This is a genomic window from Streptomyces sp. NPDC016459, from assembly GCF_040632845.1.
In the GTDB taxonomy this organism is placed as follows: Bacteria; Actinomycetota; Actinomycetes; order Streptomycetales; family Streptomycetaceae; genus Streptomyces.
Genome location: NZ_JBEYCR010000002.1, coordinates 541782 through 568547, shown reverse-complemented (window position 1 = coordinate 568547; position 26766 = coordinate 541782). Strand labels below are relative to the sequence as shown.

Sequence of the window (26766 nt, the reverse complement as noted above, 5' to 3'; positions counted from 1 at the left end):
CGCCCGTGTCCCTGGATTCAACCAGGTCGCGGGTCAGCGGTGGGAGCCGAGCGGTGCGGTCGTCGGGCTCGGCGCCGGGCTGGGCCCGGGGGCGAAGGCCAGTTGGAGGGCCGGGCCCGTGGGACGTATGAACGGCGAGAGCGGAAGGAGCGACTGCGGGGCGGACCGCTGGAGTCGCACCGCCGACAGGGGGGCGGCGGCGGAGCGCACCGCGTCCGGGGGCACCGCACCCGCCGGAACCGTGCCCGGGTCACCCGCCGCGATCGGCCCGTGCGGGGCCACCGGACCGTGCGGCAGCGCCACCGGAGCGCCGGGAGACAGCGGAGCCGCCTGCCCCGCGCCGACGGACTGGGCGCCGGACCGCTCGCCGGAGCGGGTGCCCCGGATGACGGTGGAGCCGCCGCCCGGGCCCGCGGCGGTGGCACGCAGCGGGGTGACCGCGCTGCCCGAGCCCTGGCCGCCGCGCCCGCTCGCGTTCACCGAGGATTCGAGGGGCAGGGTGCCGCCGAGGGCGATCGCGGCGAAGGAGACGGCGCCGGCCGCCGCCCAGGCGAAGCGCCGCCCGCGCCCGGAGGTTCCCGGCGCGCGGTCGCCGACCCCGTGGATGCGGAAGCCGGTCCCCGGCGACTGCGGGGTCACGACCGCCGCCGTGGCGAAGCCGTCGGACTTCACTCCGCCCGCGCCGAGCAGCATCTGTTCGAGGGGACCTCGCGGTCCGCCGGGGGCTCCCGGCTCGCCGGGGCCTCCGGGGAGACCCTGGAGACGGGCGAGGAAACCCTCCGACGGCGGCGGGGGCGCGGCGGAGGCGAAGACGCTCTTGAGGGTGCGCTGGGCATCGGCCTCCGCCTTGCAGCGGGCGCAGGTCGCGAGGTGGGCGAGGACCCGCTCGCGGGCGTCGTGGCCGAGTTCGCCGTCGACGAGCGCGGCCAGCCGGTCTCCGAGGTGGTGCTCCGCGGGGGTCGGTGACGAGGGACGTGTGCCGCTCACGCTGTCCCGGCCTCCCATCCGACGGAGGCCAGGGCACGCTCCGCCCGGGCCTCGGGGGAACGGTGCTTGAGGGCCTTGCGCAGATGGGAGCGCCCGCGATGGATCCGGCTGCGGACGGTGCCGAGCTTCACTCCGAGGGTCGCGGCGATCTCCTCGTACGACAGTCCTTCGATGTCGCAGAGGACGACCGCGGCGCGGAACTCGGGCGCGAGGGTGTCGAGGGCCTGCTGCACGTCGGCGTCGAAGTGGGTGTCGTTGAACACCTGCTGCGGGGAGGGCTCGCGGCTGGGCAGTCGCTCGGCGGCGTCGTCGGCGAGCGCGTCGAAGCGGATGCGCTGCTTGCGGCGGACCATGTCGAGGAAGAGGTTGGTGGTGATGCGGTGGAGCCAGCCCTCGAAGGTGCCCGGCGTGTACGTCGACAGCGAGCGGAAGACGCGGACGAAGACCTCCTGGGTGAGGTCCTCGGCGTCGTGCTGGTTACCCGTGAGCCGGTACGCGAGGCGGTAGACCCGACCACTGTGCGTGCTGACGATCTCCTCCCAGGTGGGCGGAGTCCACGCCTGCGATTCCGCATCCGATGCGAAGGTCGCGGTGGTGGGTGCGGAATCGGTGGTGCGGAAACGGTCAGCGGTGTCGGTCACGGATTTCGGCTCACCCGCCGACCTGAGAAGACGCCGAAGCACTCCTCCCCGATCCACAGGCGCAGCCGCACCTCCCCTGTCGGCTCTGGTGGTGTCCAGCGGAGCCCCTACCATAGCCACCTCGCCCGTTAGCTCCGGATAAGAATCTTTACGCGAATTTGGAACCCGGTCGCCCGGCTGTCCCCCGTCGCTTCCCACCCCTGGTGAACGCACGGTCCCATCTGCGGGTTCCCGCTGACAGCGGATACAGTCACCGTTGCGTCAACTACGGGGACAGGAGAGGGCCATTACCGCCAACCGGCAGACGAGCTGGTCGTTCGCCGACGCTTTCGTCGCCGAGGACGACGCTCTGCGCTGGGCCCGGGAGCGGGCCCGCGAGGCAGGGCAGGCCTCGGTGTCGCCGGGCACCGGCGGCGCGCTGCGTCTGCTCGCGGCGACGGCGGACGCCAAGGCGGTGGCGGAGATCGGTACCGGCACGGGCGTGTCGGGCATCTATCTGCTGCTCGGGATGCGGCCCGACGGGGTCCTGACGACCGTGGACCTCCAGCCGGAGCGCCAGCAGCTCGCCAAGACGGCGTTCCGCGCGGCCGGCTTCGCGGGCAACAGGGCCCGGTTCATCCCCGGCCGCGCCCTCGACGTCCTGCCGCGTCTCGCGGACGGCGGATACGACCTCGTGTTCTGCGACGGCGACCGGCTCGAGTACCTCGACTACCTCGCTGAATCGTTGCGCCTGCTGCGACCGGGCGGCCTCGTCTGCTTCGAGGGCGTCTTCGCGGACGGTCGCACGGTCGACTCGGGGGCCCAGCCGGCGGAGGTCCAGCGCGTCCGCGAGCTGCTGCGCGCGGTGCGGGAGAGCCAGGAGCTCATCCCCTCCCTGCTGCCGGTCGGCGACGGCCTGCTCTGCGCGGTACGCCGGGGCTGACCGGCCCGCCCCGCACCCGTACGACAGGGCCGGCTCCCTCCGGGATCCGTGCCCGCCCCGGACGCACCGCTGCCCCGGTACGGGTGAGCCGTACCGGGGCAGTGGTGGGGAATCCGTGGAGAAGAGGGTCAGCCGACGACCTTCTTGAGAGCGTCGCCCAGTGCCTGGGCCTCGTCCGGGGTCAGCTCGACGACAAGCCGACCGCCGCCTTCGAGCGGTACCCGCATGACGATGCCCCGCCCCTCCTTGGTCACCTCGAGCGGGCCGTCACCCGTCCGCGGCTTCATGGCCGCCATGCTTGTTCCCCTTCCTGAAACCAGCTCTTTGTCAGCCGGGCAGCTCCATGATGTGGAGCACGCTTCACCGGCTTCGAACACATTGCTTCCAGGTCATTATCCCGCATGGCAGGACCCGATGACCAACATCGATTGGCATCGCTTGCGCAACGCGCTCTCTCAAAACCCCACATTTCGGCGATCGGCCTGCGATACTTCGCCGCTCGGCGTCCGGCCGGAGCCCTTTTTTCTTTGACGCAGCTCACATGTGCGGTCCGGGTGATGTCCGCCATGCTGGGCTGGTCAACCACGCGAAGAAGCGAAGGGAACCCGATGGCCGACACGGTCCTGTACGAGGTGAGCGACGGACTCGCCACCATCACGCTCAACCGGCCCGAGGCCATGAACGCCATGAACGTGGCGGCGAAGGTCGCCCTCCGGGACGCGGCGGAGACGGCCGCGGCGGACCCCGGCGTACGGGCGGTGCTGCTCACCGCGGCCGGGGAGCGGGCGTTCTGCGTGGGCCAGGACCTCAAGGAACACGTGGGTCTGCTCATGGCGGACCACGAGAACGGCACGCGGGCGACCATGAACACGGTCCGCGACCACTACAACCCGATCACCAAGGCGCTCGCGGGGATGCGCAAGCCGGTGGTGGCGGGCGTGAACGGCGTCGCGGCGGGGGCCGGCTTCGGTTTCGCACTCGCGGCGGACTACCGGGTGGTCGCCGAGACCGCCTCGTTCAACACCTCCTTCGCCGGCGTCGCACTCACCGCGGACTCGGGCGTGTCCTGGACCCTGCCCCGGCTGATCGGCGCGAGCCGGGCGTCCGACCTGCTGCTGTTCCCGCGCTCGATCAGCGCCCGGGAGGCGTACGAGCTCGGCATCGTGAACCGCCTGGTCCCGGCCGCCGACCTGGCCGCCGAGGCCGAAAAGGTCGCCCGCAAGCTGGCGGAGGGCCCGACGGTGGCGTACGCGGCCCTCAAGGAGTCGCTCGCCTACGGCGCCGACCACTCGCTCGCCGAGGCCCTGGAGAAGGAGGAGGAACTCCAGGCCCTGGCCGGTTCCTCGGAGGACCACACGATCGCGGTCCGCGCCTTCATCGCCAAGGAGAAGCCGGCGTACCTCGGCCGCTGAGCCGGGGCGGGGCGGTCGGTGCTACCGGCCGCCCCGGGCCACGCACCCCGTCACGTGGTCGTCGACGAGGCCGCAGGCCTGCATCAGGGCGTAGGCCGTGGTGGGGCCGATGAAGCGGAGGCCGCGCTTCTTGAGCGCCTTCGACAGGGCCGCGGACTCGTCCGTGACCGCCGGGACGTCGGACACCGTGCGCGGGACCGGGCGGCCCGCCGGGTCGGGGGCGTACGACCAGATCAGGGCGTCGAGTTCGCCGGGGGACCAGGTGGCGAGCAGTCGCGCGTTGGCCAGGGTCGCGTCGATCTTGGCGCGGTTGCGGATGATGCCCTCGTCGGCGAGGAGCCGCTCGCGGTCCTCCTCGCCGAAGCCGGCGACGGAGGCGATGGCGAAGCCGGCGAACGCACGCCGGAAGCCCTCGCGGCGGCGCAGGATCGTGATCCACGACAGACCCGACTGGAAGGCCTCCAGGCAGAGCCGCTCGAAGAGCGCGTCGTCACCGTGGACCGGGCGGCCCCACTCCTCGTCGTGGTACGCCACGTAGTCCTCGGTCGACAGGCCCCAGGGGCAACGCAGCCGCCCGTCGGGTCCCGGGATCACCCCGCCGGCCGTCACGCCCGCTCGTCCTCGTCGTGACCGGCGGCGGCCGCTCCCGCGAGCGCGTCCTCGAGCTCCGCGATCCGGGCGTCCCGCTCGGCGAGTTCGGCGCCGAGGCGGACGAGGACGTCGTCGACGTCCGCCATCCGGTAGCCGCGGACGGCGACGGGCAGGCGGACCGCCTCGACGTCGGCGCGGTCGACCGGGCGGGTGGCCGGGAGCGGGTCGACGAGCTGCTCGGGCGCCACCTCGGGCAGCACCTCGCTGTCGCCGCCGCCGACCACGGCGAGGGTCACCGCGGCCACGACCACGACCATCGTGATGAGCAGAAACCAGAACACCTGCGCGCCTCTCCCCGGAGTGGAAACCGTCCCGTGCCGATCGTGCCATGCGCCACCGACAGCTAGGGTCGCAGGCGAGCGGACACGAGGGAGGACAAAAGGGATGCTGCGCTTGGGACGGCGTGAATTCGGGCCGCACGAGCCGGTGATCATGGCGATCGTGAACCGGACCCCGGACTCCTTCTACGACCAGGGCGCGACCTTCCGCGACGAGCCGGCGCTCGCCCGGGTCGAGCAGGCCGTGGCCGAAGGGGCGGCGATCATCGACATCGGCGGGGTGAAGGCGGGCCCCGGCGAGGAGGTGACGGCCGAGGAGGAGGCGCGGCGCACGGTCGGTTTCGTCGCGGAGGTCCGCAGGCGCCATCCCGATGTGGTCATCAGCGTGGACACCTGGCGGGCGGATGTCGGCGCGGCGGTCTGCGAGGCCGGTGCGGACGTGCTGAACGACGCGTGGGGCGGGGTCGATCCCGGACTCGCCGAGGTGGCCGCGAAGTACGGCGCGGGACTCGTGTGCACGCACGCGGGTGGCGCCGAGCCGCGGACCCGGCCGCACCGGGTGGCGTACGAGGACGTGATGGCCGACATCCTGCGGGTGACGGTGGGGCTCGCGGAGCGGGCGGCGGCGCTGGGCGTGCGGCGGGACGGGATCATGATCGACCCGGGGCACGACTTCGGGAAGAACACCCGGCACAGCCTGGAGGCGACCCGGCGGCTCGGGGAGATGACGGAGACGGGGTGGCCGGTGCTCGTGTCCCTGTCGAACAAGGACTTCGTCGGGGAGACGCTGGACCGGCCGGTGAAGGAGCGGGTGCTGGGGACGCTGGCGACGACGGCGGTCTCGGCGTGGCTCGGGGCCCGGGTGTACCGGGTGCACGAGGTGGCGGAGACGCGCCAGGTGCTCGACATGGTGGCGTCCATCGCGGGGCACCGGCCCCCCGCGGTCGCCCGGCGCGGGCTGGCGTAGCGGGGACGGAAGGGGGCGCCGCCCTGACAAGGCGCCCCCGTGGACGGAGCTACTTGCCGGTCTCCTTCGTCACCAGCGTCACCGCCTCCTCCACGTCGTCCGTGACGTGGAAGAGCAGCAGGTCGCGCTCCGAGGCCTTGCCGCCCGCGACGACGGAGTCACGGAGCCAGTCGACGAGGCCCTTCCAGTACTCCGTGCCGAAGAGGACGATCGGGAAGCGGGTGACCTTGCGGGTCTGGACCAGGGTCAGCGCCTCGAAGAGCTCGTCGAGGGTGCCGAGTCCGCCGGGCAGGACGACGAAGCCCTGCGCGTACTTCACGAACATCGTCTTCCGGACGAAGAAGTAGCGGAAGTTCACGCCGATGTCGACGTGCGGGTTGAGCCCCTGCTCGAAGGGGAGCTCGATGCCGAGGCCCACGGAGACGCCCTTGGCCTCCCTGGCCCCCTTGTTGGCCGCCTCCATGGAGCCGGGGCCGCCGCCCGTGATGACCGCGAAGCCCGCCTCGACGAGCGCCCGGCCGATCCGTACGCCCGCCTCGTACTCGGGCGAGTCCGGCTTCGTACGGGCCGAGCCGAAGACGCTGATGGCGCTCGGCAGTTCGGCGAGGGCTCCGAAGCCCTCCACGAACTCGGACTGGATGCGCATGACCCGCCAGGGGTCGGTGTGCACCCACTCCGAGTCGCCCTCGGTGTCGAGCAGCCGCTGGTCCGTGGTGCCCGGCTGGATCTGGTCCCGCCGCCTGAGCACCGGACCGAGTCGCTGTTCCTCGGGCTTCGCCATTCCCTCGGGAATGCCCATGGCCTGCTCCCTCCGCCGACCGGCGGCCGCCCATGTCGACCGCCAACTGATCTTCTGGTCCGGTCAGCGTAGGACCACGGAGGTGACGAAACGCGAAATTACGGAAGTCAGGCAGTCAGCCAGTCGCGGAGCCGTGCCTCGCAGTGGTGGATCCGGTCGACGGGAACGTGCTCGTCCCGCTTGTGCGCGTAGATCGGATCGCCGGGCCCGTAGTTGACCGCGGGCACGCCGAGGGCGCTGAAGCGGGAGACGTCGGTCCAGCCGAACTTGGGCTGGGCGCTGCCGCCGACGGCCTTCATGAAGGCCTCCGCGGCCGGGTGCGAGAGGCCGGGCAGGGCGCCGGGGCTCTCGTCGTCGACGACGAACTCGGCGATGTCGCAACCGTCGAAGAACTCGCGGACGTACGCCAGGGCCTCGGCCGGGGAGCGGTCGGGCGCGTACCGGTAGTTGACGGTGACCGTGCAGGCGTCGGGGATGACGTTGGTGGCGACGCCGCCCTGGATCGCCACGGCGTTGAGGCCCTCGTGGTACTCCAGGCCGTCGATGACCGGCTTGCGCGGCTCGTAGGCGGCGAGGCGGGCGAGGATCGGGGCAGCGGTGTGGATGGCGTTGGAGCCCATCCAGGAGCGCGCGGAGTGGGCGCGCTCGCCCGCCGTGTGCAGGATGACGCGCAGGGTGCCCTGGCAGCCGCCCTCGACCTGGGCGTCGGAGGGCTCCAGGAGGACGGCGAAGTCGCCCTCGAGCCAGTCGGGGTGCGCGGCGGCGATCTTCCCGAGGCCGTTGAGGTCGGCGGCGACCTCCTCGTTGTCGTAGAAGACGAAGGTGAGGTCGCGGTTGGGCTCGGGGACGGTGGCGGCGATCCGCAGCTGGACGGCGACCCCGGACTTCATGTCGGAGGTGCCGCAGCCCCACAGGACGCCGTTCTCGTCGAGCCGGGAGGGCACGTTGTCGGCGATCGGCACGGTGTCGATGTGGCCGGCGAGGACGACCCGCTCGCCGCGGCCGAGGCTCGTGCGGGCCACGACGTTGTTGCCGTAGCGGTCGACGGTGAGGTGCGGCAGCAGGCGCAGTGCCTGCTCGATGGCGTCCGCGAGCGGCTGCTCGGTCCCGCTGACGGACGGGAAGTCGACGAGGGCGGCGGTGAGGACGGCCCCGTCCTGGGACAGGTCGAGGGGCGTGTCGAGCGGGGTGATGTCAGCCATGTGCCGACCCTAACGCGGCCTCCAGTACGGTGGGCCCCGTGTCCGAGCCCATCCGCCCCGCCCGTCGGGGCCGCCTCGCCCGCTCCGCGGCCGCCTTCGCCGTGCTCCTCGGTCTCGCCTCGTACGTGGCCGTGCACCAGATGACGGGGAGCAAGGGCACGCCCCGGTGCAGTGTGGGCAGTGGCGAGAACCGGTACGAGTTCACCCCGGAGCAGGCGTCGAACGCGGCGACGATCTCGGCCGTGGGCACCACCCGCGGGCTCCCGGAGCGGGCGGTGACGATCGCGCTCGCGACGGCGCTCCAGGAGTCGGCGCTTCGGAACATCGGGCACGGCGACCGGGACTCGCTCGGTCTGTTCCAGCAGCGGCCGTCGATGGGGTGGGGGACGCCGGCGCAGATCATGGACCCGGTGTACTCGGCGGGGAAGTTCTACGAAGGCCTGGAGAAGGTCCCGGGATACTCGCGGCTGCCGCTGACGGTGGCGGCGCAGAAGGTGCAGAAGAGCGGGTTCCCGCAGGCGTACGCGAAGCACGAGCCGGACGCGACGCTGCTCGCGGCGGCGCTGACGGGCCGGGCGCCTGCGGCGCTCTCGTGTACGGCGGACGAGACGGAGGGCCGACCGGGCGATCCGGAGCTCGTGCGTACGGAGCTGGTGCGGGCCTTCGGCGAGAAGGCGGCGCCCCGGGCGGTCACGGGCGGTCCGAGCGCTGGCCGGTCGGCGCCGGAGCCGACGGTGCTCGTGGTGCCGGTGCGGACGGCGGCAGGGGCGGCGCGCGTGGCCGGCGCGGACGAGCGGCGCGGCTGGGAGCTGGCGCAGTGGGCGGTGGCGCGGGCGGACGCGCTGCGCATCGTGGAGGTCACGTACGGGGGCCGGGTGTGGCGGGCCGGGGAGGCCGCAGGCGGGTGGTCGACGTCCTCGGGCGCGGCCGCCGGTGACGGGGAGACCGTCCGGATGCGGCTCGCACGGTAGCCGATCACGCGTACGCCCGTTCACTCGCCGGTGGCACGGACCGGGCCCGCGCCCGGAGGAATTCACCACCGTTTCGAGCCGTTGTGCACGCGATGCGCCCCACCCCGCCTCTTCCCTTGCGGGACAAGGGAAGTGACGGTTCGGCAGATGCCCGCGCGATGACGCCTTCGTCCGTTTTCCTCCCCACCTGACAATACGACGCATTACCAACTCTTTACCTTCGACCGCCGCAACCTCTCCCGCCCCCGAGCCGGTTGTCACAGCGTCCGAACGAACCTCGCACCTCGTCGAAGGAGCACCATGTCCCTCCCCCTGACCCGTCGGATCGCCCGCGCCGCCCTCCTCATCGCGGCCGGCGCAGCCCCCGTGGTCGGTGCGGCCGGCTCCGCGAGCGCCCTCGACCACGGCCTGGCGCCGACCGGCGCCCTCGGCGGCGTCACCGCCCTGGACGCCGCCGGTGCGGGCACCGCCGTCGACGGCGCCTCGAAGACCACCACCGGTGTCGTCGGCTCCACCGGCAGCAAGGCCGTCGGCACGGCCGTCCCCGCCGCCGGCAAGACCGTCGGCTCCGCGGGCAAGACCGCCGCGCCCGCCGCCCAGAAGGTCGCCGGCGAGACCACCGGCAGCGCGGGCGAGGTCGTCGGCAAGACGGCCGGCGCCGCGACCGAGAGCGCCGAGGCCCCGACCGGCGGCGCCCTGGGCGGTGGCCTCGGCAACCTGCCCACCGGCCAGACGCTCGGCGGCCTGCCGATCGGCTGACCCGCCGGCACCGCGACCCCGCACGGCGGAGGGCCCGGGGAGCACCTGCTCCCCGGGCCCTCGCCCGTACCCAAGGACCGCGAGCGGTCAGCCGAGCCGCTTGACCGCCGCCTCGACGCGCTCGTCCGTGGCCGTGAACGCCACCCGCACGAACCTCTCCCCCGCCTCGCCGTAGAAGTCGCCCGGCGCCACCAGGACGCCCTTCTCCGCCAGGTACGCCACGGTCTCCCAGCACGGCTCGTCCCGGGTCGCCCACAGGTACAGGCTCGCCTCGCTGTGCTCGATCCGGAAGCCGTGCGCCTCGAGGGCCGTCCGCAGCGCCGCCCGCCGGGCCGCGTACCGCTCCCGCTGCTCGGCCACGTGCGTGTCGTCGCCGAGGGCCGCCACCGTCGCCGCCTGGACGGGAGCCGCCGTCATCATGCCGCCGTGCTTGCGGATCCGGAGCAGCTCACCGAGGACGGCCGCGTCACCCGCGACGAACGCCGCCCGGTATCCGGCCAGGTTGGAGCGCTTGGACAGCGAGTGGACGGCCACGATCCCCTCGTACGAACCACCGCAGACGTCCGGGTGCAGCACGGAGACCGGGTCGGCCTCCCAGCCCAGCTCCAGGTAGCACTCGTCGGAGAAGACGAGGACGCCGTGCTCCCGCGCCCAGGCCACGATCCGGGTCAGCTCGTCCTTGCCCAGGACCTTGCCCGTCGGGTTCGAAGGGGAGTTGAGCCACAGCAGTTTCAGACCGGCCGGGTCGAGGCGCGTGGGGTCGTCGTAGACGACGGGGGTCGCCCCGCAGAGCCGCGCCCCGACCTCGTACGTCGGGTACGCGAGGCGCGGGTAGGCGACCACGTCACCCGCGCCCAGACCCAGCTGCGTCGGCAGCCAGGCCACCAGCTCCTTGGAGCCCACCACCGGCAGGACGTTCTCGTGCGCGAGGTCCACCGCGCCCAGACGTCGCCCGCACCAGCCCGTGAGGGCGTCCCGCAGCTCCTTCGTCCCCCACACCGTGGGATAGCCCGGCGAGTCCGCCGCAGCGACCAGGGCCTCCTGGATCAGCGCGGGGACCGGATCGACGGGCGTGCCGACCGAGAGGTCCACGATTCCGTCCGGGTGCGCGAGTGCCGTCTTCTTGTACGGCTCCAGCTTGTCCCAGGGGAAGACGGGCAGGCGCGAAGAGACTGCGCTCACGGGGGGCTCTCACTTCCTCGTACGTGCTCGGGAGAGGCGTCGGGAAACGCCTCGGTCCCGCACGGCGGCCGACGCCGTACGGGACCGGATGCGGTCGATCAGCCGTTCTGCGGCGGCAGGGCGGCGATGAAGGGGTGGTCACGCTCGATCTCGCCGAGCTTGGAGGCACCACCGGGCGAGCCGAGCTCGTCGAAGAACTCGACGTTCGCCTTGTAGTAGTCCTTCCACTCCTCCGGGGTGTCGTCCTCGTAGAAGATCGCCTCGACCGGGCAGACCGGCTCACAGGCCCCGCAGTCGACGCATTCGTCCGGGTGGATGTACAAGGACCGCTTGCCCTCGTAGATGCAGTCGACGGGGCACTCCTCGATGCACGCCTTGTCCTTCACGTCGACACAAGGCTGCGCGATGACGTAGGTCACGCTGTCGTTCCTCCTCGATAGGGCTGGTCTGCGCGGGAGCGCGGCGTCGTCGATGCCCGCACCTAGTATCTCCGTTCTTGGGGGCGATCCGAACAGGAGGGGCGGAGAAGCTGTGGAATTCACCGGCGGAGGGCGGCTCGAGGTCCGCATCACCAGCGCTGACGTGGGAAAACGAGTCTCCGTTCGGTACGTGACGGAGACGGCCTCGGCGGGTGGGGGATTCACCGACGCGGTCGGTGTTCTCACATCATGGGACGACGCTGTGCTGCTGATCACACGAAAGAGCGGCGAGAGCGTCCGGATCGCGGAATCCTCCCTGGTCGCCGGGAAGACCGTCCCGCCCGCCCCGGCCCGCCGACGCGGCCCCTCGGCCACCTTCCCCGAGCTGGCGCGGGCCACCGCGCGCGCGTGGCAGCCGGTCGAGAGCGAAGCACTCGGCGCATGGACCCTGCGGGCCGCCGACGGATTCACCCGACGCGCCAACTCCGCCCTGCCGCTCGGCGATCCGGGGATGCCGGTCGCCGACGCCCTGGCCCACGTACGCGCGTGGTACGCGGCCCGGGGCCTTCCCGCGTACGTGCAGACCGCCACCGGCGCCGAAGGCACCCAGGAGCTGCTCTGCGCCGCCCTCGACCGGCACGGATGGCGACGCGAGGTCTCCGCGGAGGTGCGGATCGGTGCCCTCGCCGCGGTCGGCGACCTGGACGCCGACATCTCCGCCGTACGCCTCTCCCGCACCGTCGACGAGCCGTGGCTCCGCCGCTACCAGCGCCTCGGCGAGCCGGGCCCCGCGGTGCACTCCGTCCTCACCTCCGGCCCGAGTGTGTGGTTCGCGACCGTCGCGGGCACGGAAGAGGTACCCGCGGCGATCGGACGGTGCGTCGTCGACGGACGCTGGGCCGGCTTCATGGCCGTCGAGGTCGACCCGGCCCTGCGGCGCCGCGGCCTGGCGACGTCCGTCATGACGGCGCTCGCCCGGCAGGCCCTCGACGAGGGCGCGTCGGCGGCCTGGCTCCAGATGGAGGCCGACAACGACGGCGCGCGGGCGCTGTACGACGGCATGGGCTTCGCGCCCCACCACCACTACCACCACTACCGATGGGCGGAGGCGTGACGGACGAGGAACCACCGGACGCGCGGGACGGCGAAGCGGCCGACGCGGTCGACTGGCGCCGGGAGTTCGCGGAGGAGGCCCGGTCGGAACGGCCCGACCTCGCCCGGCTCTGCCTCCTCATCGGGGCGGTGGCCGATCCCACCGTCACCCGGCACGACCTCGACCGGGCCGAGATCGAACTCGACCGCCTCGCCGGGCTCGTCCCCTACGCGACCCGGGTCACCGGCGACTGGACCGGCGAACTCGCCGCGCTCCTCGGCCACCACGAGGGCTTCGTGGGCGTCCCCGCCGACTACCAGCGCCTGGAGTCCTCGCTCCTGCACGAGGTGCTCCGGCGCAGGCGGGGTCTGCCCATCCTGCTCTCCGTCGTCTGGATGGAGGTCGCACGCCGGGCCGGCGCGCCCGTGTACGGCCTCGGGCTGCCCGGCCACTTCGTCGTGGGCTTCGGAGACCCGGCCGACCTGCACCTCGCCGACCCCTTCGCGGGCGGGCGGGCCATGACCGGCGCGGACGCCGAACTCCTGGTCACCAGCGCGACGGGAGAGGCCCTCGACCGCTCGATGCTCCGCCCCGCCGAACCCGGCGCGATCGTGCTGCGCGTCCTCAACAACATCCGCGCCTGGGCGGCCCCCCGCCCGGAACGCTCCGACGTGGCCCTGTGGGCGGTGGAACTGTCCCTGCTGCTCCCCTCCCACCCGGCCAGGCTCCGCTACGAGCGCGCCGAGCTGTTGGTCCAGCGCGGCGAGTTCCTGACCGGAGCGGCCGAGATGGAGGCGTACGCGCGCGTGATGGAGGCGGTGGACCCGGAGTCGGCGACGAGGATCCGCCGCCGCGCCCAGGCGGCCAGGGCACGGCTGAACTGACGGCTCCCCGTGTCCTGCGGATCACGCGGCGCGGGGAACCTGGTCGTGTCCGTGGGCCTGGGGGGGCGAGGCATCCGGCGGAAAGGCGCGAAGGCGAGGCCGGGAGCGTCGCGGATGCGGCGGTGGGGGCGATGCCGCGCGCGTGAGTGGAGGTGGGGCGGGGCGACCGGATTCGAACCGGCGTCCTCCGAGATGCCGTCGCGGCGCACTACCTCTGTGCTACGACCCCGCCCTCGGGCGCCATCGTAGGGGCGAGGGGGCGCGGCGGCGAACCGTTTTCCCCACGAGCGAGCCCCCGCCCCACGGAGGGGACGGGGGCTCGGACGCCGGGGCGGGGAGGGCTCAGCCCTCGCCGCTGAGGTCGATCGTCTTCGTGCGCTCCGCCTGGGTCCTGCCCCGCAGCGCGTCACGCATCACGAAGGCGACGTCGTCGGCCGAGACCTCGTGCTTGGCGCCGTCGCCCTTGGTGATCATGACCCCGTCGAAGGCGCCGTCGAGGAGCCGGTCGATCGCCTTCTTGTCGTAGACCTCGACCAGACGGCCGTCGACGGCCTTCATGGAGAGGATCTGCGGCAGGGACCGCGCCGGGCCGAAGTCGATGTGCTTGCCTCCCGCGTAGATCCGGATCAGGCCCGACATGGCGGGGGTGGCGAACTCCTTCATCGCCCGGTCCAGCTCGGCCTTGGTGACGGTGGGCCTGCGGGTGGTGACCGGCAGCTCGACGAGCCGGTTCTGACCCGTCTCCACCTGGGCGCGGAAGGCGTCCCTGACGGAGATCATCGACCGCTGGAGGTCGAGGGCCTTGCCCGGCTTGCCCTCGACGGGCGTCACCTTGTTCGGCGCGAACAGGATCGTGCCCTCGGTGGCCGAGGCGGACGTGCCGGCCAGGTCGCGCAGGGCGACGGCGAGCTTCTCCTCGTCGACCGGGAAGACCGGCTTGGCGACCCGCTCGCCGCCGAAGAGGGAGCCGATGACGGAGACGGGGTTGTAGTCGCTGCCCGCGGCGGCGCGGACGGTCTCCTGGCTGTCGAGCGCCAGGCCCGCCTTCTCCGGGGGCAGCTGGACCTTCTTGCCGCCCAGGTCCAGCTGGAGCGGGGTGGTGACGCGCTTGCCGAGGGCCGCGTCCAGCTTGTTGACGGCCTCCTCCTTCGTACCGCCGCCGATGTCCACGCCGAGCACCGTGGTGCCCTTGGGGACGTCGGAGTGGTTGAGGAGCAGCCCGGCGCCGTAGGCGACGCCGGTCAGGGCGAGGACCGCGACGGCGGCGAGGACCAGCTTGGAGCGGCCCTTCTTCGCCGGGGCGCGCCCGGCCGCCGCCGGGCGCGGTGCGGGCGCCGGGGCCGTCCGCTCCTCGACGCGGGGCGTCAGGTTCGGGCGGGCCGCCTTCGGCGGGACGACGGGGATGCCGCTGGTGAGGGTGTCACCGGAGACGTGCCCGCCGCCGGGCGTCCCCGGACCGCCCGGGCCGGGGTTCGGCGCGGGCGGCTGCGGGGTGAGGACGGCGGTGTCGTCGGACATGCGGGGGGCGCCGCCGGGGAACGGCGAACCCGGGCCCGGGCCCTGGCCCGCGTCCTGACGCCCACCCGGGCCGGGCCGCTGCCCGGGGGTCTGCCCCGGTCGCCTGCCCTGGGCCGGGCCGCCGAGCGAGGCGGTGCCGGTGACCGGGCCCGTGGTGGGGCCCGTCGGCGCGGCCGCGCCGGGGCCGGGGTACGCGGGCGTACCGGCGGCCGGTGTCCCGGTGTGCGGGGGGGTGCCGGCGCCGGGAGTGCCGTCGTAGGCCGGGGTTCCGTCGAAGGGCGGGTTCCCGGTGCCCGGGGTCGCGCCGCCGTGGCCGGGGGTCCCGGCGCCCGGGGCTCCCCCGTGGCCGGGCGTCCCGTCGTACGTCGGCGTGCCCCCGGCAGGAGTCCCCCGGTAGCCGGGGGTCCCCTCGTACCTCGGTGTCCCGCCCGCGGGCGTGCCCGGGTACGGCGGCGTGCCCTCGGCGGAGGTCCCGTCGTACCTCGGCGTGCCGCCCGCCGGGGTGCCGCTGTCGTACAGCGGGTTGCCGGGGGTCTGCTGGGCGGCCGTGAGCGGGCGGCTCGACGGGGTGCCGCCGACCGTCGGGACGCCGGAGGTCGCGGAGCCCGCGAAGCCCGTGCCCCGGGCTTCCGCCCCGAGGGGGGCGGGCTTCGGGGTCGGGGCGGGTGCCGGAGGCAGCGCGGGCGCGGGGGCCGGGCCCGGGGGCGCGGCCTTGCGGGGGGCGAACCAGTCGCTCGTCCCCTTCGCCTTCGGCACCTCGTCGGCGGCCCCCGACGGCTCGGCGGCCGGCGGCGGTACGGGCGCCGGCTGCTCCACGGCGGGAGCGGGCTCCGGTGCCGTGTCGGGCGTGGGCGTCTCGCTGACCGTCTGGCGGACGACGACCGGCGGGATCGGACGCGAACCCGGGATGTTGATCCGGATCCGGGTCGTCAGCGTCGTCTCCGTCTTGGGCTCCTCCGGCGGGGCGGACGCGGCGGCGGTCTCCTCCGGCGCGTCCTGCGAGGGGTGGAGCGACGGATACTGGCGGGATCCGTACGGCGGTGTACCCGAGGGGTACGCGGCTCCACCGCGCCCCTGGGCGCCGGAGGACGAACTGTCAGTCTCTCGACCAGTTTCACGACTCAAAGCAGGATCTCCCGGTTGGCTCCACCGCCCGCTCTTGCAGATGCTCGTATTACCCGGGCGGTTCGGCGGCGCGCACCACCATACTGGCCGCCGCCCTCATATACCCGACCCACGGGGGTGGACGACGGGCAATCCGGCCGAAGTCAGTGCGTCCGCGGTCTCAACTCGGCCTGTTCACGGGGTCGGTCGCGGCAGCCGGGACAGAGTGGTGCACATCACAGCGAGCGCCATGCCTCCGAAGAGGAAGAGCAGCTCGCCGACGCCTCCGGCGAACACCCCGTCGCCCTCGGGGCGTCCGAGGCTGAGCAGGATGACGGCGAGGAGCCAGCCGCCTCCGCCGGCGACGACGGCGGTCTGGGTGCCGGTCGCGCGCAGTCCTCCGTAGAAGAGGGCGGCGGTCGCGAGGAGCGCGAGGAACAGGCCGCCGGGGAGCCAGGCGGCCTGGACGAGGGCGCCGGCGGTGCCGACCAGGGCGCCGAGGACGAACAGTCCGGCGTACCAGGCGAACCGGGCGTTGCGGGAGGCCGGGACCGTGCCGGGCGGGGTCGTGCTCACGCGGTCACCCCCGCGAAGAGGTCCGTCTCGCGCATGCCCGCGGGGGCGCCGGGGACGCCCTGGACCAGCTCGTAGTACTCGGTGGTGATGATCGGCTGACCCAGGTCGTTGGAGAGGGCGAAGAAGGGCCCGTCGACCGCGACTTGGGTGGCGTGGGCGGCCATCGCGGCGCTCTTGCGGGCGGTGTGCTCCGGCCCGGCGTCGATCTCCGCGGTGATCCGGTCGTCGTCGACGACGCCGGGGACGTCGTCGACGGCGGCGACGGCGGGGAAGGTGGAGCCCTCGGCGCGCAGTCGGGCGAAGCCCGCCTCGACGACGGGGCGCGGGACGCGGTTCCAGTAGATCTTGGCGATCGTGTGGGCGGGTCCGAGGTCGGGACGGTAGGCGGGGTCGGCGGCCAGTTCGGCGGCGCGCATGGCCACCCTGTGGGCCTGGATGTGGTCGGGGTGGCCGTAGCCGCCGTCGGGATCGTAGGTGATCAGGACCTGCGGGCGGGTCTCGCGGATCACGTCGACGAGGTACGGGGCGGCGGTGTCGACGTCGGTGTTCCAGAAGGCGTTCTCACGCTTGTTCTGCTCGACGCCCATCATCCCGGAGTCGCGGAACCGCCCCGGGCCGCCGAGGAAGCGGTGGTCGGTGACGCCCAGCTCGGTCATCGCGGCGGCCAGTTCGCCGACCCGATGCGGGCCGAGCCGGTCCTCCCGGTCGGGGGCCAGGTGTGCGAGCTCGGGCGGGATGACCTCGCCCTCCTCGCCGAGCGTGCAGGTGACCAGGGTGACGAGGGCGCCCTCGGCCGCGTACCTGGCCATGGTGGCGCCGTTGTTGATCGACTCGTCGTCCGGGTGCGCGTGCACGAGCAGCAGACGGCGGGCGGGGAGATCGGACATGTCCCCACCCTACGAGGTCCCGACCACGAGAGACGTCGTGGCCGGGACCGCTCGCAACCCGACGCTCAGAACTTGATGCCGCCGACCATGTTCGCCACGTTCGTGGTGAGGGTGCTGATGGACGGAGCGATGGACGAGCTCGCCAGGTAGAAGCCCAGGAGCGCGCAGATCGCCGCATGTCCCGCCTTCAGACCGGATTTCCGGACCAAAAGGAAGACGACGATCGCCAGCAGCACCACCACGGAGATCGAGAGTGCCACGGCGGTTCACCTCCACACTTCTTCGGTCGGATATTCGAGCGGATCTGTCGTTCAGCATGTGCCAGGGGACATGCCGATCGGATGCATACCCACCTAGCGCTACGGATCATAACTATCCGTGCCATCGCATCGATCGGCGGACGGAGGCACGAGGGGGGCGCACAGCGCTAGTTTCAGCCGCATGACCTTGTCTCGACAGCAGTCGGCCACACCCTCGGCCGGGCTCTCCTTCCCCCGTCGGCACGCCAGGACCCAGCGGTTCACCCTGGGGGTCCCGCGCGCCTTCTCGGTCTCCCCCGACGGGGAACGCGTGGTGTTCGTCAGATCCGGGTCCGGCACGGACCGTTCGCACCGGCTCTGGGTCCTGGACCTGCCGCGTGACGGCGGGGCGCCCGTCGAGCGGGTGGCGGCCGACCCGGCGGTGCTGCTCGCCGGGGCCGAGGAGGAGCTCTCGCCGCAGGAGCGGGCGCGCCGCGAGCGGAGCCGTGAGGGCTCGGCGGGAGTGGTGTCCTACGCGGTGGACGGAACCGTGGAGTTGGCGGCGTTCGCCCTGTCGGGGCGGCTGTTCACGGCGGAGCTGCGGGCGGGGACGGCACGGGAACTGCCGGTGCCGGGGCCGGTGATCGACCCCCGGCCGTCGCCGGACGGGCGGTTCGTGGCGTACGTGGCCGAGGGCGCGCTGCGGGTGGTGGGCGCGGACGGGGCGGGCGATCGGGAGCTGGCCGTTCCGGAGGACGGGGACGTCTCCTACGGATTGGCCGAATTCATCGCCTCGGAGGAGATGTCCCGGGAGCGGGGTTTCTGGTGGTCACCCGGTTCGGACCGGCTGCTCGTCGCCCGGGTGGACGACCGGGCGGTACGGCGGTGGTGGATCGCCGACCCGGCGCACCCGGACCGGGAGCCGCAGCGGGTGGCGTACCCGGCGGCGGGCACCGCCAACGCGGAGGTCCGGCTGTTCGTGGTGGGGCTCGACGGGGATCGTACGGAGGTGCGGTGGGACCGGGAGCGGTACCCGTACCTGGCGCGGGTCCACTGGTCGGCGGCCGGGGCTCCGCTGCTCCTCGTCCAGGCGCGGGACCAGCGCGAGCAGGTGTTCCTCGCGGTGGACCCGGAGTCGGGGGCGACGACGGCGGTACGGGAGGAGCGGGACCCGGTGTGGCTGGAGCTGCTGCCGGGGGTGCCGGTGTGGGCGCCGGACGGGCGGCTGGTGCGCCTCACGGACGAGAGCGGAGCCCGCGCCCTGGCCGTCGGCGACGAGACGCTGACCGACGGGCGGCTGCACGTCCGGGCGGTCCTCGACATCGGGTCCGACGACGTCCTCGTGTCGGCGTCGGCGGGCGCGGGGGCGGCCGCCCCGGAGACCGGCGAGGTCCATGTGTACCGGGTGACCGGTGCGGGCGCCGAGCGCCTGTCCGAGGGCGTCGGGACGCACGGGGCGGTGCGCTGCGGTGCGGTGACCGTGCTGGTGTCGGCGCGGCCGGATGCGCCGGGGAGCGTGGCGCGGGTGCTGCGGGACGGCGCCCAGGTCGCGGTGGTGGCCTCGTACGCCGAGGAGCCGGGGATCGACGTCCGGGTGCGGCTCACGGAGGCGGGCGCCCGGCGCATCCCGTGCGCGGTGCTGCTGCCCTCCGGGTACGAGGAGGGCGACGGGCCGCTGCCGGTCCTGATGGATCCGTACGGCGGGCCGCACGGGCCCCGGGTGGTCGCCGCCCACAACCCGCATCTGACGTCCCAGTGGTTCGCCGACCAGGGTTTCGCGGTGGTGGTGGCGGACGGGCGGGGCACGCCGGGCCGCTCCCCCGCCTGGGAGAAGGCCGTCGCACGGGACTTCTCGCCGACCCTCGACGACCAGGTGGAGGCGCTCCAGGGGCTCGCCGGGCGCTTCCCGCTCGATCTGGGACGGGTGGCGGTCCGGGGCTGGTCGTACGGCGGGTATCTGGCGGCGCGGGCGGTGCTGCGACGGCCGGACGTGTTCCACGCGGCGGTCGTCGGCGCGCCGGTGACGGACTGGCGGCTGTACGACACCCACTACACGGAGCGGTACCTGGGCACCCCGCAGGACGATCCGGAGGTGTACGCGGCGCAGTCGCTGCTCACCGACGACGGTCTGTCGGCGCCGGAGGTCCCGGCGCGGCCGATGATGATCGTCCATGGTCTCGCGGACGACAACGTGGTGGTCGCGCACGCGCTGCGGCTCTCCTCGGCGCTGCTCGCGGCGGGCCGGCCGCATGAGGTGCTGCCGCTGTCCGGGGTCACCCACATGACGCCGCAGGAGCAGGTGGCGGAGAACCTGCTGCTGCTCCAGGTGGACTTCCTGCGGCGGTCGCTGGGGCTGTCGGCGGGGGTCTGACGTCACCAGCCGGGCGGCGGCGGGTAGGGCGGGGCCGGGGGCGGCGTCCCGGCCGGCGGGTGGGGGCCGGGTGCGGCGGCGGGGGCGCCGCGCCCGGCGAGGAGGGCGAGGACGGCGACTCCGGAGAGCAGCCCGACGTAGGCGCTGAGGACGTCCAGCCGGTCGGCGGTCGGGATGTCCGCGAAGTGGCCGACGAGTTCGTAGCGGGCGGTCCGCGCGACCTCGGCGACACCGCCGGCCGTGAGGAACACTCCGGCGAGCAGCCCGAAGGCCCGGCTGTGGCGGGCCCGTACGAGGGCGGAGACGGCGGCCGTTCCGTACAGGGCGAGGAGGACGAGGGACAGCCAACCGGGCGGGGGTGCGAGGGCCGCCTTGATGACGGACCGGCCGCCGGTGAACCGGTCGACGGTGATCTGCAGGGGCAGTTCGGTCGCCCAGTACACCTCCCACAGGGCCACGACCAGCGCGGCGACGCCGAGGAGGACCCCGGAGGCGACGGCGGGGCCGGTACGGGGGCGGCTGGGCGGCTGCTCGTACGCCGGGGTGAAACGGCTGCGGCCGACGGCGGCGGTGGCGAGGAGTCCGGCGGCGAGGGCCAGGGCGAGGAGGGCGGTGACGAGGGCGCCGCTCACGGGGGCCCAGAGGCCGGGCAGTCGCAGGGCGAGGGTGACGGCGCCGGCCGCGGCGAGCGCGGAGGCCGCGTGGCGGGAGCGGAGGGCGGCGACGGCGGTGGCGGCGGAGACCGCGAGGAGCACCGGGTCGACGAGGGAGGTGGCGGACCGCCCCCGGATGAGGAAGTGGTGGTCCCCCGCCCAGTACCAGGCGAGGTGGGCGGGCGAGCCGAGCGCGGCCAGGTCCTTGAGGATCCACACGGCGGCGAGGAGGGCGAGCGCGGCGCAGAGCGCGGCGCCCGTGAGACGTGCCGGGCGTGTCACAGTCACGGTCCCGATACTCACGGTCGCCATCCGCCGGCACAAGCGGTTCCGTGGAACCCGCGGATACGGCCAGGGAGGCTTCCGCGTCCCTGGCCGTACACGGCACCCGCACGGCCGTACGCTGTCGAGTCTGTCGTGTCCGTATATCGGTGCCGCTACCGTCGAGTTGCCTGCGCGTTAAGGCGCTTCGGGCTTGCGGAAGAAGCGGTGCCGGCGAGGGGTTTCGGGCTTGTTCGACTGGTGCTCCGGGGGGACCACCTGCTTCTCCTCAGCGAAGTGACAGGCCGAGTCGTGCCGCGCCGGGCTGTCGACGAGGCGGAAGACGGCGGGGACCGCCAGTTCGGGGACCTCCTGGGCGCAGCGTTCCCGGGCCTTCCAGCAGCGGGTGCGGAAGCGGCAGCCGGAGGGGATGTGGGCAGGGGAGGGCACGTCGCCGGTGAGGATGATGCGTTCGCGGTGGGCGCGCGCCTCGGGGTCGGGGACGGGGACGGCGGAGAGCAGCGCCTGGGTGTAGGGGTGGGTGGGGTGGTCGTAGATCTGGGTCTCGGTGCCGATCTCGACGATCCGGCCGAGGTACATGACGCCGACGCGGTCGGAGATGTGCCGGACGATCGACAGGTCGTGGGCGATGAAGACGTAGGAGAGGGAGAACTCGGTCTGGAGGTTGTCCAGGAGGTTGACGACCTGGGCCTGGACGGAGACGTCGAGCGCGGAGACCGGTTCGTCGGCGACGATGATCTCGGGCTGGAGGGCGAGACCGCGGGCGATGCCGATGCGCTGGCGCTGGCCGCCGGAGAACTGGTGCGGGTAGCGGTTGATGTACTCGGGGTTGAGTCCGACGACGTCGAGGAGGTCCTGGACCTTCTGCCTGCGGGAGCCCTTGGGCGCGACCTCGGGGTGGATCTCGTACGGCTCGCCGATGATGTCGCCGACCGTCATGCGCGGGTTGAGCGAGGTGTACGGGTCCTGGAACACCATCTGGATGTTGCGCCGGACGGCCTTGAGGGCGCGCGGGGAGAGGGTGGTGATGTCGTCGCCCTTGTAGCGGATCGTGCCGGACGTCGGCCGTTCCAGGTTGACCAGCATCTTGGCGACGGTCGACTTGCCGCAGCCGGACTCGCCGACGATGCCGAGGGTCTCCCCCGCCGCGAGGTCGAAGTCGACCCCGTCGACCGCTTTCACGGCGCCGACCTGTTTCTTGAAGAGGATGCCCCGGGTGAGCGGGTAGTGCTTGTGGAGGCCCCGGACTTCGAGAATCGCCTCAGCCATGGAGGCACTCCTTCCAGAAGTGGCAGGCGCTGGCGCGCGGCACCGGGGACTCGGTCACCTCGTACAGCGGGGGTACGTCGGTCCGGCAGCGGTCCCTGGCGAGGGGGCAGCGGGGGTTGAAGGCGCAGCCGGGCGGGATGTCCAGCAGGTTGGGCGGCAGGCCCTTGATGGCGTACAGCTCCTGGCCCTTCTGGTCCAGGCGCGGGATCGATTCGAGGAGGCCCTTGGTGTAGGGGTGGGCGGGGGCCTTGTAGATCTCGTGGACGGGGGCGTGTTCGACGATCCGGCCGGCGTACATGACGGCGATCTTGTCGGCGACGTCGGCGACGACGCCGAGGTCGTGGGTGATGAGGATGAGGCCCATGTCGAGTTCGCGCTGGAGCTCGGCGAGCAGGTCCATGACCTGGGCCTGGACGGTGACGTCGAGGGCGGTGGTGGGCTCGTCCGCGATGATCAGTTCGGGTTCGAGGGCGAGCGCCATGGCGATCATGATGCGCTGGCGCATGCCGCCGGAGAACTGGTGCGGGTACTGGCCGACGCGTTCCTTGGCGCCCGGGATGCGGACCCGGTCCATGAGTTCGACGGCCTTGGTCTTGGAGTCCTTCCGCGACATGCCCCGGTGGACCTGGAACATCTCGCCGAGCTGGTCGCCGACGCTGAGGACGGGGTTGAGCGAGGACAGGGCGTCCTGGAAGACCATCGCCATCTTGGCGCCCCGGATCCGGCGCCGTTCCTCCTCCTTGAGCTTCAGGAGGTCCTGGCCCTGGAAGAGGATCTCGCCCTTGGTGATCCTTCCCGGCGGGATGTCGAGGATGCCCATGACGGCCTGGGCGGTGACGGACTTGCCGGAGCCGGACTCGCCGAGGACGGCGAGGGTCTCGCCGGCGTCGACGGAGTAGTCGACGCCGTTGACCGCCTTGGCGACGCCGTCCCGGGTGTGGAACTCCACGTGCAGGTCGCGCACTTCGAGCAGCATGGGTCCCTACCTCAGCTTGGGGTCGAGGGCGTCGCGGACGGCGTCGCCGAGCATGATGAAGGCGAGCACGGTGATGGCGAGCGCGCCGGAGGGCCAGAGCAGCATGTGGGGCGCGTTGCGGATGTACTGCGACGCCGAGGAGATGTCGATGCCCCAGGACACGGTCGGCGGCTTCAGTCCGACGCCGAGGTACGACAGGGTCGCTTCGAGCGCGATGTACGTACCGAGGGCGATGGTGGCGACGACGATCACCGGGGCGACGGCGTTCGGCGTGATGTGGCGCAGCAGCATCCGGGAGTTGGAGGCACCGAGGGCGCGGGCGGCATGGACGTAGTCGTTCTGTTTGACCGTGATGACGGAGCCGCGGGCGATGCGGGAGATCTGCGGCCAGCCGAGGAGCACCATGAAGCCGATGACGGGCCAGACGGTGTTGCTGGTGACGACGGAGAGCAGGACGAGGCCGCCGAGGATGACGGGGATCGCGAAGAAGACGTCGGTGATGCGGGAGAGGACCGCGTCCCAGGCGCCTCCGAAGAATCCGGCGAGGCCGCCGAGGACCGAGCCGAGCAGGGCCACGCCGAGGGTGGCGAGAACGCCGACGGTGACCGAGGTGCGGGCTCCGTAGACCGTACGGGTGTAGACGTCGCAGCCCTGGCCGTTGAAGCCGAAGGGGTGCCCCGGCTGAGAGCCTTCCTGCGCCTTGGAGAGGTCGCAGTCCAGCGGGTTGCCGGAGGCGATCAGGGAGGGCCAGATCGAGATCACGACGAGGAAGACGATGATCAGGCCCGAGACGATGAAGACCGGGTTGCGCCGCAGGTCGCGCCAGGCGTCGGACCAGAGCGAGCGGGCCTTCCTGTCGGGGCCCGTGCCTTCCGGACCGCCGGGGGTCTTCTCCAGGCTCGCGCCCTCGTCCATCGCGAGGTCGGTTCCGGCTCCGGCGCCGGTGTGGTCGATCGCGCGGCCGTCGTCGAACGGCTGAGGCTGCTCAGGCATAGCGGATCCTCGGGTCAAGGACGGCGTACAGGAGGTCGACCAGCAGGTTGGCGAGCAGGAAGACCAGGACGAGGACGGTCACGAAGCCGACGACGGTCTGGGTGCTCTGCCGGAGGATGCCCTGGTAGAGCTGGTAGCCGACGCCGTGGATGTTGAAGATCTGCTCGGTGACGATGGCTCCGCCCATGAGCGCGCCGATGTCCGTTCCGATGAAGGTCACCACCGGGATCAGCGAGTTGCGCAACAGGTGCTTGAGGACGATCCGGCGCCGGGGAAGCCCCTTGGCCAGGGCGGTGCGGACGTAGTCGGCGCGCTTGTTCTCCGCCGTCGAGGTCCGGGTGAGCCGGATGACGTAGGCGAGGGAGACGGAGGCGAGGACGAAGCCCGGCACGATGAGTTCGTCGAACGTCGCGTCCGACGACACCGCGGGGTCGATCCAGCCCCACTTCACTCCCAGGACGAGCTGGACGAGACGGCCGGTGACGAACGTCGGGATGGCGATCACGATCAGGGTGAGGACGAGGATGAGCGTGTCGACGGGGCGGCCCCGGCGCAGACCCGTCACGACACCCAGGCTGATGCCGATGACGATCTCGAAGAGGATGGCGACGATCATCAGGCGGACGGTGACCGGGAAGGCGTTCGCCATCAGCTCGGTGACCTCCTGGCCGTTGAACGCCGTACCGAAGTCGCCGGTGAAGACGTTGCCCATGTAGGTCAGGTATTGCTGCCAGACGGGCTTGTCGAGGCCGAACTCCTTCTTGAGCTGGGCGGCGGTCGCCGGGTCGCACTGGCGGTCGCCGCACAGTCCGGCGACGGGATCGCCCATCACGTTCACCATCAGGAAGATCAGCAGCGTGGCGCCGAAGAAGACCGGGATCATCTGCAGCAGTCGCCGGATCACATATCGACCCATGAGGGGCTCCGGGGGAAGGGTTGGCTCCGGGAGACGGTGCGGGGAAGGCGTACGGCCCGGCGCGGGGGTCCGCGGGCCGGGCCGTACGCCTCCGACCTGCTACGACGTCAGTTGACCTTGATCTGGTCGTAGACCGGGACGCTGAAGGGGTTCAGGGACACGTTGCTGAGGCGCTCCGAGTAGCCGGCGCTGCCGTTCTGGTACCAGAGCGGGATGGCGCCCATGTCGTCGCGGAGGACACCCTCGGCCTGCTGGAAGAGTCCGACGGCCTTCGCGGTGTCCGCTTCGGCGTTGGCCTGGTCGATCAGCTTGTCGAACTGGGGGTCGGTGTACTTGCCGTCGTTGGAGGAGGCGTTGGTGTAGTACAGCGGCTGCAGGAAGTTCTGGATGAGCGGGTAGTCCATCTGCCAGCCGGCCCGGAAGGGTCCGGTGAGCTTCTGCGTGGTGACCTGGTTGCGGTAGTCGGCGAAGGTGCCGACGGGGTTGCCGACGCAGGCGCGGTCGTTGCCGAGGGCGCGGTTGATGGAGTTGCAGACCGCGTCGACCCATTCCTTGTGGGAGCCGGTGTCGGCGTTGTACGAGATCTTCATGGTGCCGCCGGGGATGCCGCCGCCCTCCGCGACGAGCTTCTTCGCCTCGGCCGCGTCGTACGTGCACATGTCGCCGCAGACGTCCTTGAAGCCGCCTTCCTCGCCGAGGACCGGGGAGGTCCAGTCGACGGCGGGGGTACGGGTCTTCTGGAAGATGGTCTCGGTGATCTGGGCGCGGTCGATGGCCCGGGAGAGTCCCTGACGGAGCTTCTCCTGTCCGGGCTTGTTCCAGGCCGGGTCGTAGAACGGGAAGGACAGGGTCTGGATGATGCCGGCGGGGACGTTCAGGTACCGGTCGCCGAGGTCGGCCTCGACGTTCTTGAGCTGGGAGGCGGGGACGTCGTCGACGAGGTCGAGGTTGCCGGCCGTCAGGTCGGTGTAGGCGGTGTTGTTGTCGGTGTAGACCTTGAGGGTCACACCGCCGTTCTGCGCCTTGTCGGTGCCGGGGTAGGCGTCCCAGCGCTTGAGGGCCATCTGGGAGCCCTTGGAGTACGAGTCGACGGTGTACGGGCCGTTGCCGACGGGCTTCGACAGCCAGGCGGCGTGGTCGTCGAAGAACACCTTGGGGAGCGGCGCGAAGGCGGCGTAGCCGAGGGTGACGGGCCAGGTGGAGAACTTCTGGCTGAGCTTGACCGTGAAGGTCTGGGGGCCGGTGACCTTGAGGCCGGACATGGTCTCGGCGGTCGGCTCGCCCTTCTCGGGGTGGACCTGGTCGTAGCCCTCGATCTGGCCGAAGAAGTAGGCGTTCTTCTGGTTGTTCTTCAGATGGGCGCCGTAGTTCCAGGCGTCGACGAAGGACTTGGCGGTGACCTTCTCGCCGTTGGAGAAGGTCCAGCCGTCCTTGACGGTGATGGTGAAGTTGGTCGAGTCGGTGGTCTCGATCTTCTCGGCGAGCATGTCCTTGGCCTCGCCGGTCTTCGGGTCGTACTGCTTGAGCCCGCGGAAGATCATGGAGAGGACCTTGCCGCCCTGGACCTCGTTGGTGTTGGCGGGTTCCAGCGGGTTCTGCGGGTCGCCCCACGAGGAGCTCACGATGCCGTCGGCACCCCCGCCGCCACTGTCGTCGCCGCCACCGCAGGCGGTCGCCGCGAGGGCGACGGCGGTGGCCAGAGCGGCCCACTTGGCGTGCGTGGCTCCGCGCATGGAGTGCCTCCCGAATGTCCTAAGCATGACTTAGGCCCCAATATCACCTGATACTGACGGGGGTGCACTTCGACGACGGCCG

General features: G+C 72.4%; 27 protein-coding genes and 1 tRNA gene. 8 read left to right on the top strand and 20 right to left on the bottom strand.

From position 1 onward, the window contains the following. Positions 1-33: 33 nt before the first annotated feature. Positions 34-987, bottom strand: coding sequence for an anti-sigma factor (locus tag ABZ567_RS08275; RefSeq protein WP_360785904.1), 954 nt, complete (start codon positions 985-987; stop codon positions 34-36). Then, a complete protein-coding gene (gene sigE / locus ABZ567_RS08270) occupies positions 984-1742 on the bottom strand; it encodes an RNA polymerase sigma factor SigE (protein ID WP_078623434.1) in 759 nt (252 codons plus the stop codon). Before sigE ends, ABZ567_RS08275 begins: the two co-directional genes overlap by 4 nt. A 142-nt stretch (positions 1743-1884) precedes the next feature. Between sigE and ABZ567_RS08265 the strand changes: the two genes are divergently transcribed. Beyond that, positions 1885-2550 carry an O-methyltransferase gene (locus ABZ567_RS08265; protein WP_360785902.1) on the top strand — a complete coding sequence of 222 codons (666 nt, stop codon included), beginning with the start codon at positions 1885-1887 and terminating at the stop codon, positions 2548-2550. 128 nt (positions 2551-2678) lie between these two features. On the opposite strand, the gene ABZ567_RS08260 is transcribed toward ABZ567_RS08265, so the two are convergent. Then, positions 2679-2846: a DUF3117 domain-containing protein gene (locus ABZ567_RS08260; RefSeq protein WP_235484109.1), complete on the bottom strand. Its 168-nt coding sequence runs from the start codon at positions 2844-2846 to the stop codon at positions 2679-2681. Positions 2847-3158: 312 nt separating this feature from the next. Between ABZ567_RS08260 and ABZ567_RS08255 the strand changes: the two genes are divergently transcribed. Beyond that, positions 3159-3962 carry an enoyl-CoA hydratase-related protein gene (locus ABZ567_RS08255; protein WP_360785900.1) on the top strand — a complete coding sequence of 268 codons (804 nt, stop codon included), beginning with the start codon at positions 3159-3161 and terminating at the stop codon, positions 3960-3962. A 21-nt stretch (positions 3963-3983) separates the two neighbouring features. Here ABZ567_RS08255 and ABZ567_RS08250 read toward each other — a convergent pair whose 3' ends face one another. Next, complete coding sequence (locus ABZ567_RS08250; protein ID WP_360785899.1) at positions 3984-4571, bottom strand: DNA-3-methyladenine glycosylase I; 588 nt, start codon at positions 4569-4571, stop codon at positions 3984-3986. Beyond that, positions 4568-4894, bottom strand: a complete 327-nt coding sequence (locus tag ABZ567_RS08245; protein WP_360785897.1) for a DivIVA domain-containing protein — start codon at positions 4892-4894, stop codon at positions 4568-4570. The genes ABZ567_RS08250 and ABZ567_RS08245 overlap by 4 nt, the downstream gene beginning before the upstream one ends. A 103-nt stretch (positions 4895-4997) precedes the next feature. Between ABZ567_RS08245 and folP the strand changes: the two genes are divergently transcribed. After that, entirely contained in the window at positions 4998-5858 is an 861-nt protein-coding gene (folP, locus tag ABZ567_RS08240) for a dihydropteroate synthase (protein WP_360785895.1), read from the top strand. A 49-nt stretch (positions 5859-5907) separates the two neighbouring features. Here the strand turns inward: folP and ABZ567_RS08235 are convergent, their stop codons facing one another. Further along, positions 5908-6657 carry a TIGR00730 family Rossman fold protein gene (locus ABZ567_RS08235; RefSeq protein WP_360785893.1) on the bottom strand — a complete coding sequence of 250 codons (750 nt, stop codon included), beginning with the start codon at positions 6655-6657 and terminating at the stop codon, positions 5908-5910. A gap of 107 nt (positions 6658-6764) precedes the next feature. Then, a complete protein-coding gene (gene dapE / locus ABZ567_RS08230) occupies positions 6765-7859 on the bottom strand; it encodes a succinyl-diaminopimelate desuccinylase (protein ID WP_360785891.1) in 1095 nt (364 codons plus the stop codon). Between the two features lie 29 nt (positions 7860-7888). On the opposite strand from dapE, the gene ABZ567_RS08225 reads away from it, so the two are divergent. Then, a complete protein-coding gene (locus ABZ567_RS08225; RefSeq protein WP_360785889.1) occupies positions 7889-8830 on the top strand; it encodes a hypothetical protein in 942 nt (313 codons plus the stop codon). Positions 8831-9130: 300 nt separating this feature from the next. Beyond that, positions 9131-9589 carry an ATP-binding protein gene (locus ABZ567_RS08220; protein WP_360785887.1) on the top strand — a complete coding sequence of 153 codons (459 nt, stop codon included), beginning with the start codon at positions 9131-9133 and terminating at the stop codon, positions 9587-9589. An 87-nt stretch (positions 9590-9676) separates the two neighbouring features. On the opposite strand, the gene dapC is transcribed toward ABZ567_RS08220, so the two are convergent. Both dapC and fdxA read right to left on the bottom strand, forming a co-directional pair. Then, the gene (gene dapC, locus ABZ567_RS08215) at positions 9677-10771 is read right to left on the bottom strand and encodes a succinyldiaminopimelate transaminase (RefSeq protein WP_360785885.1); all 1095 of its coding nucleotides are present in this window, start codon (positions 10769-10771) and stop codon (positions 9677-9679) included. A gap of 98 nt (positions 10772-10869) precedes the next feature. Further along, positions 10870-11190 carry a ferredoxin gene (gene fdxA, locus ABZ567_RS08210; protein ID WP_015035968.1) on the bottom strand — a complete coding sequence of 107 codons (321 nt, stop codon included), beginning with the start codon at positions 11188-11190 and terminating at the stop codon, positions 10870-10872. 112 nt (positions 11191-11302) lie between these two features. Between fdxA and ABZ567_RS08205 the strand changes: the two genes are divergently transcribed. Together ABZ567_RS08205 and ABZ567_RS08200 are read left to right on the top strand one after the other, a co-directional pair. Then, on the top strand, positions 11303-12304 hold the full coding sequence (locus ABZ567_RS08205; RefSeq protein ID WP_360785883.1) for a GNAT family N-acetyltransferase: 1002 nt from the start codon (positions 11303-11305) through the stop codon (positions 12302-12304). After that, complete coding sequence (locus ABZ567_RS08200; RefSeq protein WP_360785881.1) at positions 12289-13167, top strand: transglutaminase-like domain-containing protein; 879 nt, start codon at positions 12289-12291, stop codon at positions 13165-13167. Before ABZ567_RS08205 ends, ABZ567_RS08200 begins: the two co-directional genes overlap by 16 nt. A 153-nt stretch (positions 13168-13320) precedes the next feature. Here ABZ567_RS08200 and ABZ567_RS08195 read toward each other — a convergent pair. The 5 genes from ABZ567_RS08195 to ABZ567_RS08175 form a co-directional block, all read right to left on the bottom strand. Continuing rightward, positions 13321-13398 (bottom strand) — tRNA-Pro (locus ABZ567_RS08195). A 111-nt stretch (positions 13399-13509) separates the two neighbouring features. Then, positions 13510-15810: a hypothetical protein gene (locus ABZ567_RS08190; RefSeq protein WP_360785879.1), complete on the bottom strand. Its 2301-nt coding sequence runs from the start codon at positions 15808-15810 to the stop codon at positions 13510-13512. A gap of 174 nt (positions 15811-15984) precedes the next feature. Continuing rightward, complete coding sequence (locus tag ABZ567_RS08185; RefSeq protein ID WP_360785878.1) at positions 15985-16365, bottom strand: DUF6113 family protein; 381 nt, start codon at positions 16363-16365, stop codon at positions 15985-15987. Further along, complete coding sequence (gene mshB / locus ABZ567_RS08180; RefSeq protein ID WP_360785877.1) at positions 16362-17252, bottom strand: N-acetyl-1-D-myo-inositol-2-amino-2-deoxy-alpha-D-glucopyranoside deacetylase; 891 nt, start codon at positions 17250-17252, stop codon at positions 16362-16364. The genes ABZ567_RS08185 and mshB overlap by 4 nt, the downstream gene beginning before the upstream one ends. A gap of 65 nt (positions 17253-17317) precedes the next feature. Then, positions 17318-17512: a hypothetical protein gene (locus tag ABZ567_RS08175; RefSeq protein ID WP_360785875.1), complete on the bottom strand. Its 195-nt coding sequence runs from the start codon at positions 17510-17512 to the stop codon at positions 17318-17320. A gap of 181 nt (positions 17513-17693) precedes the next feature. On the opposite strand from ABZ567_RS08175, the gene ABZ567_RS08170 reads away from it, so the two are divergent. Further along, positions 17694-19862: a prolyl oligopeptidase family serine peptidase gene (locus ABZ567_RS08170; protein WP_360785873.1), complete on the top strand. Its 2169-nt coding sequence runs from the start codon at positions 17694-17696 to the stop codon at positions 19860-19862. A 2-nt stretch (positions 19863-19864) separates the two neighbouring features. Here ABZ567_RS08170 and ABZ567_RS08165 read toward each other — a convergent pair whose 3' ends face one another. The 6 genes from ABZ567_RS08165 to ABZ567_RS08140 form a co-directional block, all read right to left on the bottom strand. Continuing rightward, positions 19865-20803 carry a hypothetical protein gene (locus tag ABZ567_RS08165; RefSeq protein WP_360785871.1) on the bottom strand — a complete coding sequence of 313 codons (939 nt, stop codon included), beginning with the start codon at positions 20801-20803 and terminating at the stop codon, positions 19865-19867. A gap of 171 nt (positions 20804-20974) precedes the next feature. After that, complete coding sequence (locus tag ABZ567_RS08160; protein WP_360785869.1) at positions 20975-22066, bottom strand: dipeptide ABC transporter ATP-binding protein; 1092 nt, start codon at positions 22064-22066, stop codon at positions 20975-20977. Then, positions 22059-23042 carry an ABC transporter ATP-binding protein gene (locus ABZ567_RS08155; RefSeq protein WP_360785867.1) on the bottom strand — a complete coding sequence of 328 codons (984 nt, stop codon included), beginning with the start codon at positions 23040-23042 and terminating at the stop codon, positions 22059-22061. Before ABZ567_RS08155 ends, ABZ567_RS08160 begins: the two co-directional genes overlap by 8 nt. 6 nt (positions 23043-23048) lie before the next feature. Continuing rightward, positions 23049-24035, bottom strand: coding sequence for an ABC transporter permease (locus ABZ567_RS08150; protein ID WP_360785865.1), 987 nt, complete (start codon positions 24033-24035; stop codon positions 23049-23051). Beyond that, a complete protein-coding gene (locus ABZ567_RS08145; protein WP_360785863.1) occupies positions 24028-24951 on the bottom strand; it encodes an ABC transporter permease in 924 nt (307 codons plus the stop codon). Before ABZ567_RS08145 ends, ABZ567_RS08150 begins: the two co-directional genes overlap by 8 nt. A gap of 107 nt (positions 24952-25058) precedes the next feature. Next, complete coding sequence (locus tag ABZ567_RS08140; RefSeq protein ID WP_360785861.1) at positions 25059-26684, bottom strand: ABC transporter substrate-binding protein; 1626 nt, start codon at positions 26682-26684, stop codon at positions 25059-25061. Positions 26685-26766: the final 82 nt, after the last annotated feature.

Bases quoted from the DNA above. Each gene is read 5' to 3' on its own strand.
- sigE (WP_078623434.1), bottom strand. From the start codon at position 1,742: ATGGTAGGGGCTCCGCTGGACACCACCAGAGCCGACAGGGGAGGTGCG.
- ABZ567_RS08260 (WP_235484109.1), bottom strand. From the start codon at position 2,846: ATGGCGGCCATGAAGCCGCGGACGGGTGACGGCCCGCTCGAGGTGACC.
- ABZ567_RS08255 (WP_360785900.1), top strand. From the start codon at position 3,159: ATGGCCGACACGGTCCTGTACGAGGTGAGCGACGGACTCGCCACCATC.
- folP (WP_360785895.1), top strand. From the start codon at position 4,998: ATGCTGCGCTTGGGACGGCGTGAATTCGGGCCGCACGAGCCGGTGATC.
- ABZ567_RS08235 (WP_360785893.1), bottom strand. From the start codon at position 6,657: ATGGGCATTCCCGAGGGAATGGCGAAGCCCGAGGAACAGCGACTCGGT.
- dapE (WP_360785891.1), bottom strand. From the start codon at position 7,859: ATGGCTGACATCACCCCGCTCGACACGCCCCTCGACCTGTCCCAGGAC.
- ABZ567_RS08220 (WP_360785887.1), top strand. From the start codon at position 9,131: ATGTCCCTCCCCCTGACCCGTCGGATCGCCCGCGCCGCCCTCCTCATC.
- ABZ567_RS08200 (WP_360785881.1), top strand. From the start codon at position 12,289: ATGGGCGGAGGCGTGACGGACGAGGAACCACCGGACGCGCGGGACGGC.
- mshB (WP_360785877.1), bottom strand. From the start codon at position 17,252: ATGTCCGATCTCCCCGCCCGCCGTCTGCTGCTCGTGCACGCGCACCCG.
- ABZ567_RS08170 (WP_360785873.1), top strand. From the start codon at position 17,694: ATGACCTTGTCTCGACAGCAGTCGGCCACACCCTCGGCCGGGCTCTCC.
- ABZ567_RS08160 (WP_360785869.1), bottom strand. From the start codon at position 22,066: ATGGCTGAGGCGATTCTCGAAGTCCGGGGCCTCCACAAGCACTACCCG.
- ABZ567_RS08155 (WP_360785867.1), bottom strand. From the start codon at position 23,042: ATGCTGCTCGAAGTGCGCGACCTGCACGTGGAGTTCCACACCCGGGAC.
- ABZ567_RS08150 (WP_360785865.1), bottom strand. From the start codon at position 24,035: ATGCCTGAGCAGCCTCAGCCGTTCGACGACGGCCGCGCGATCGACCAC.
- ABZ567_RS08145 (WP_360785863.1), bottom strand. From the start codon at position 24,951: ATGGGTCGATATGTGATCCGGCGACTGCTGCAGATGATCCCGGTCTTC.
- ABZ567_RS08140 (WP_360785861.1), bottom strand. From the start codon at position 26,684: ATGCGCGGAGCCACGCACGCCAAGTGGGCCGCTCTGGCCACCGCCGTC.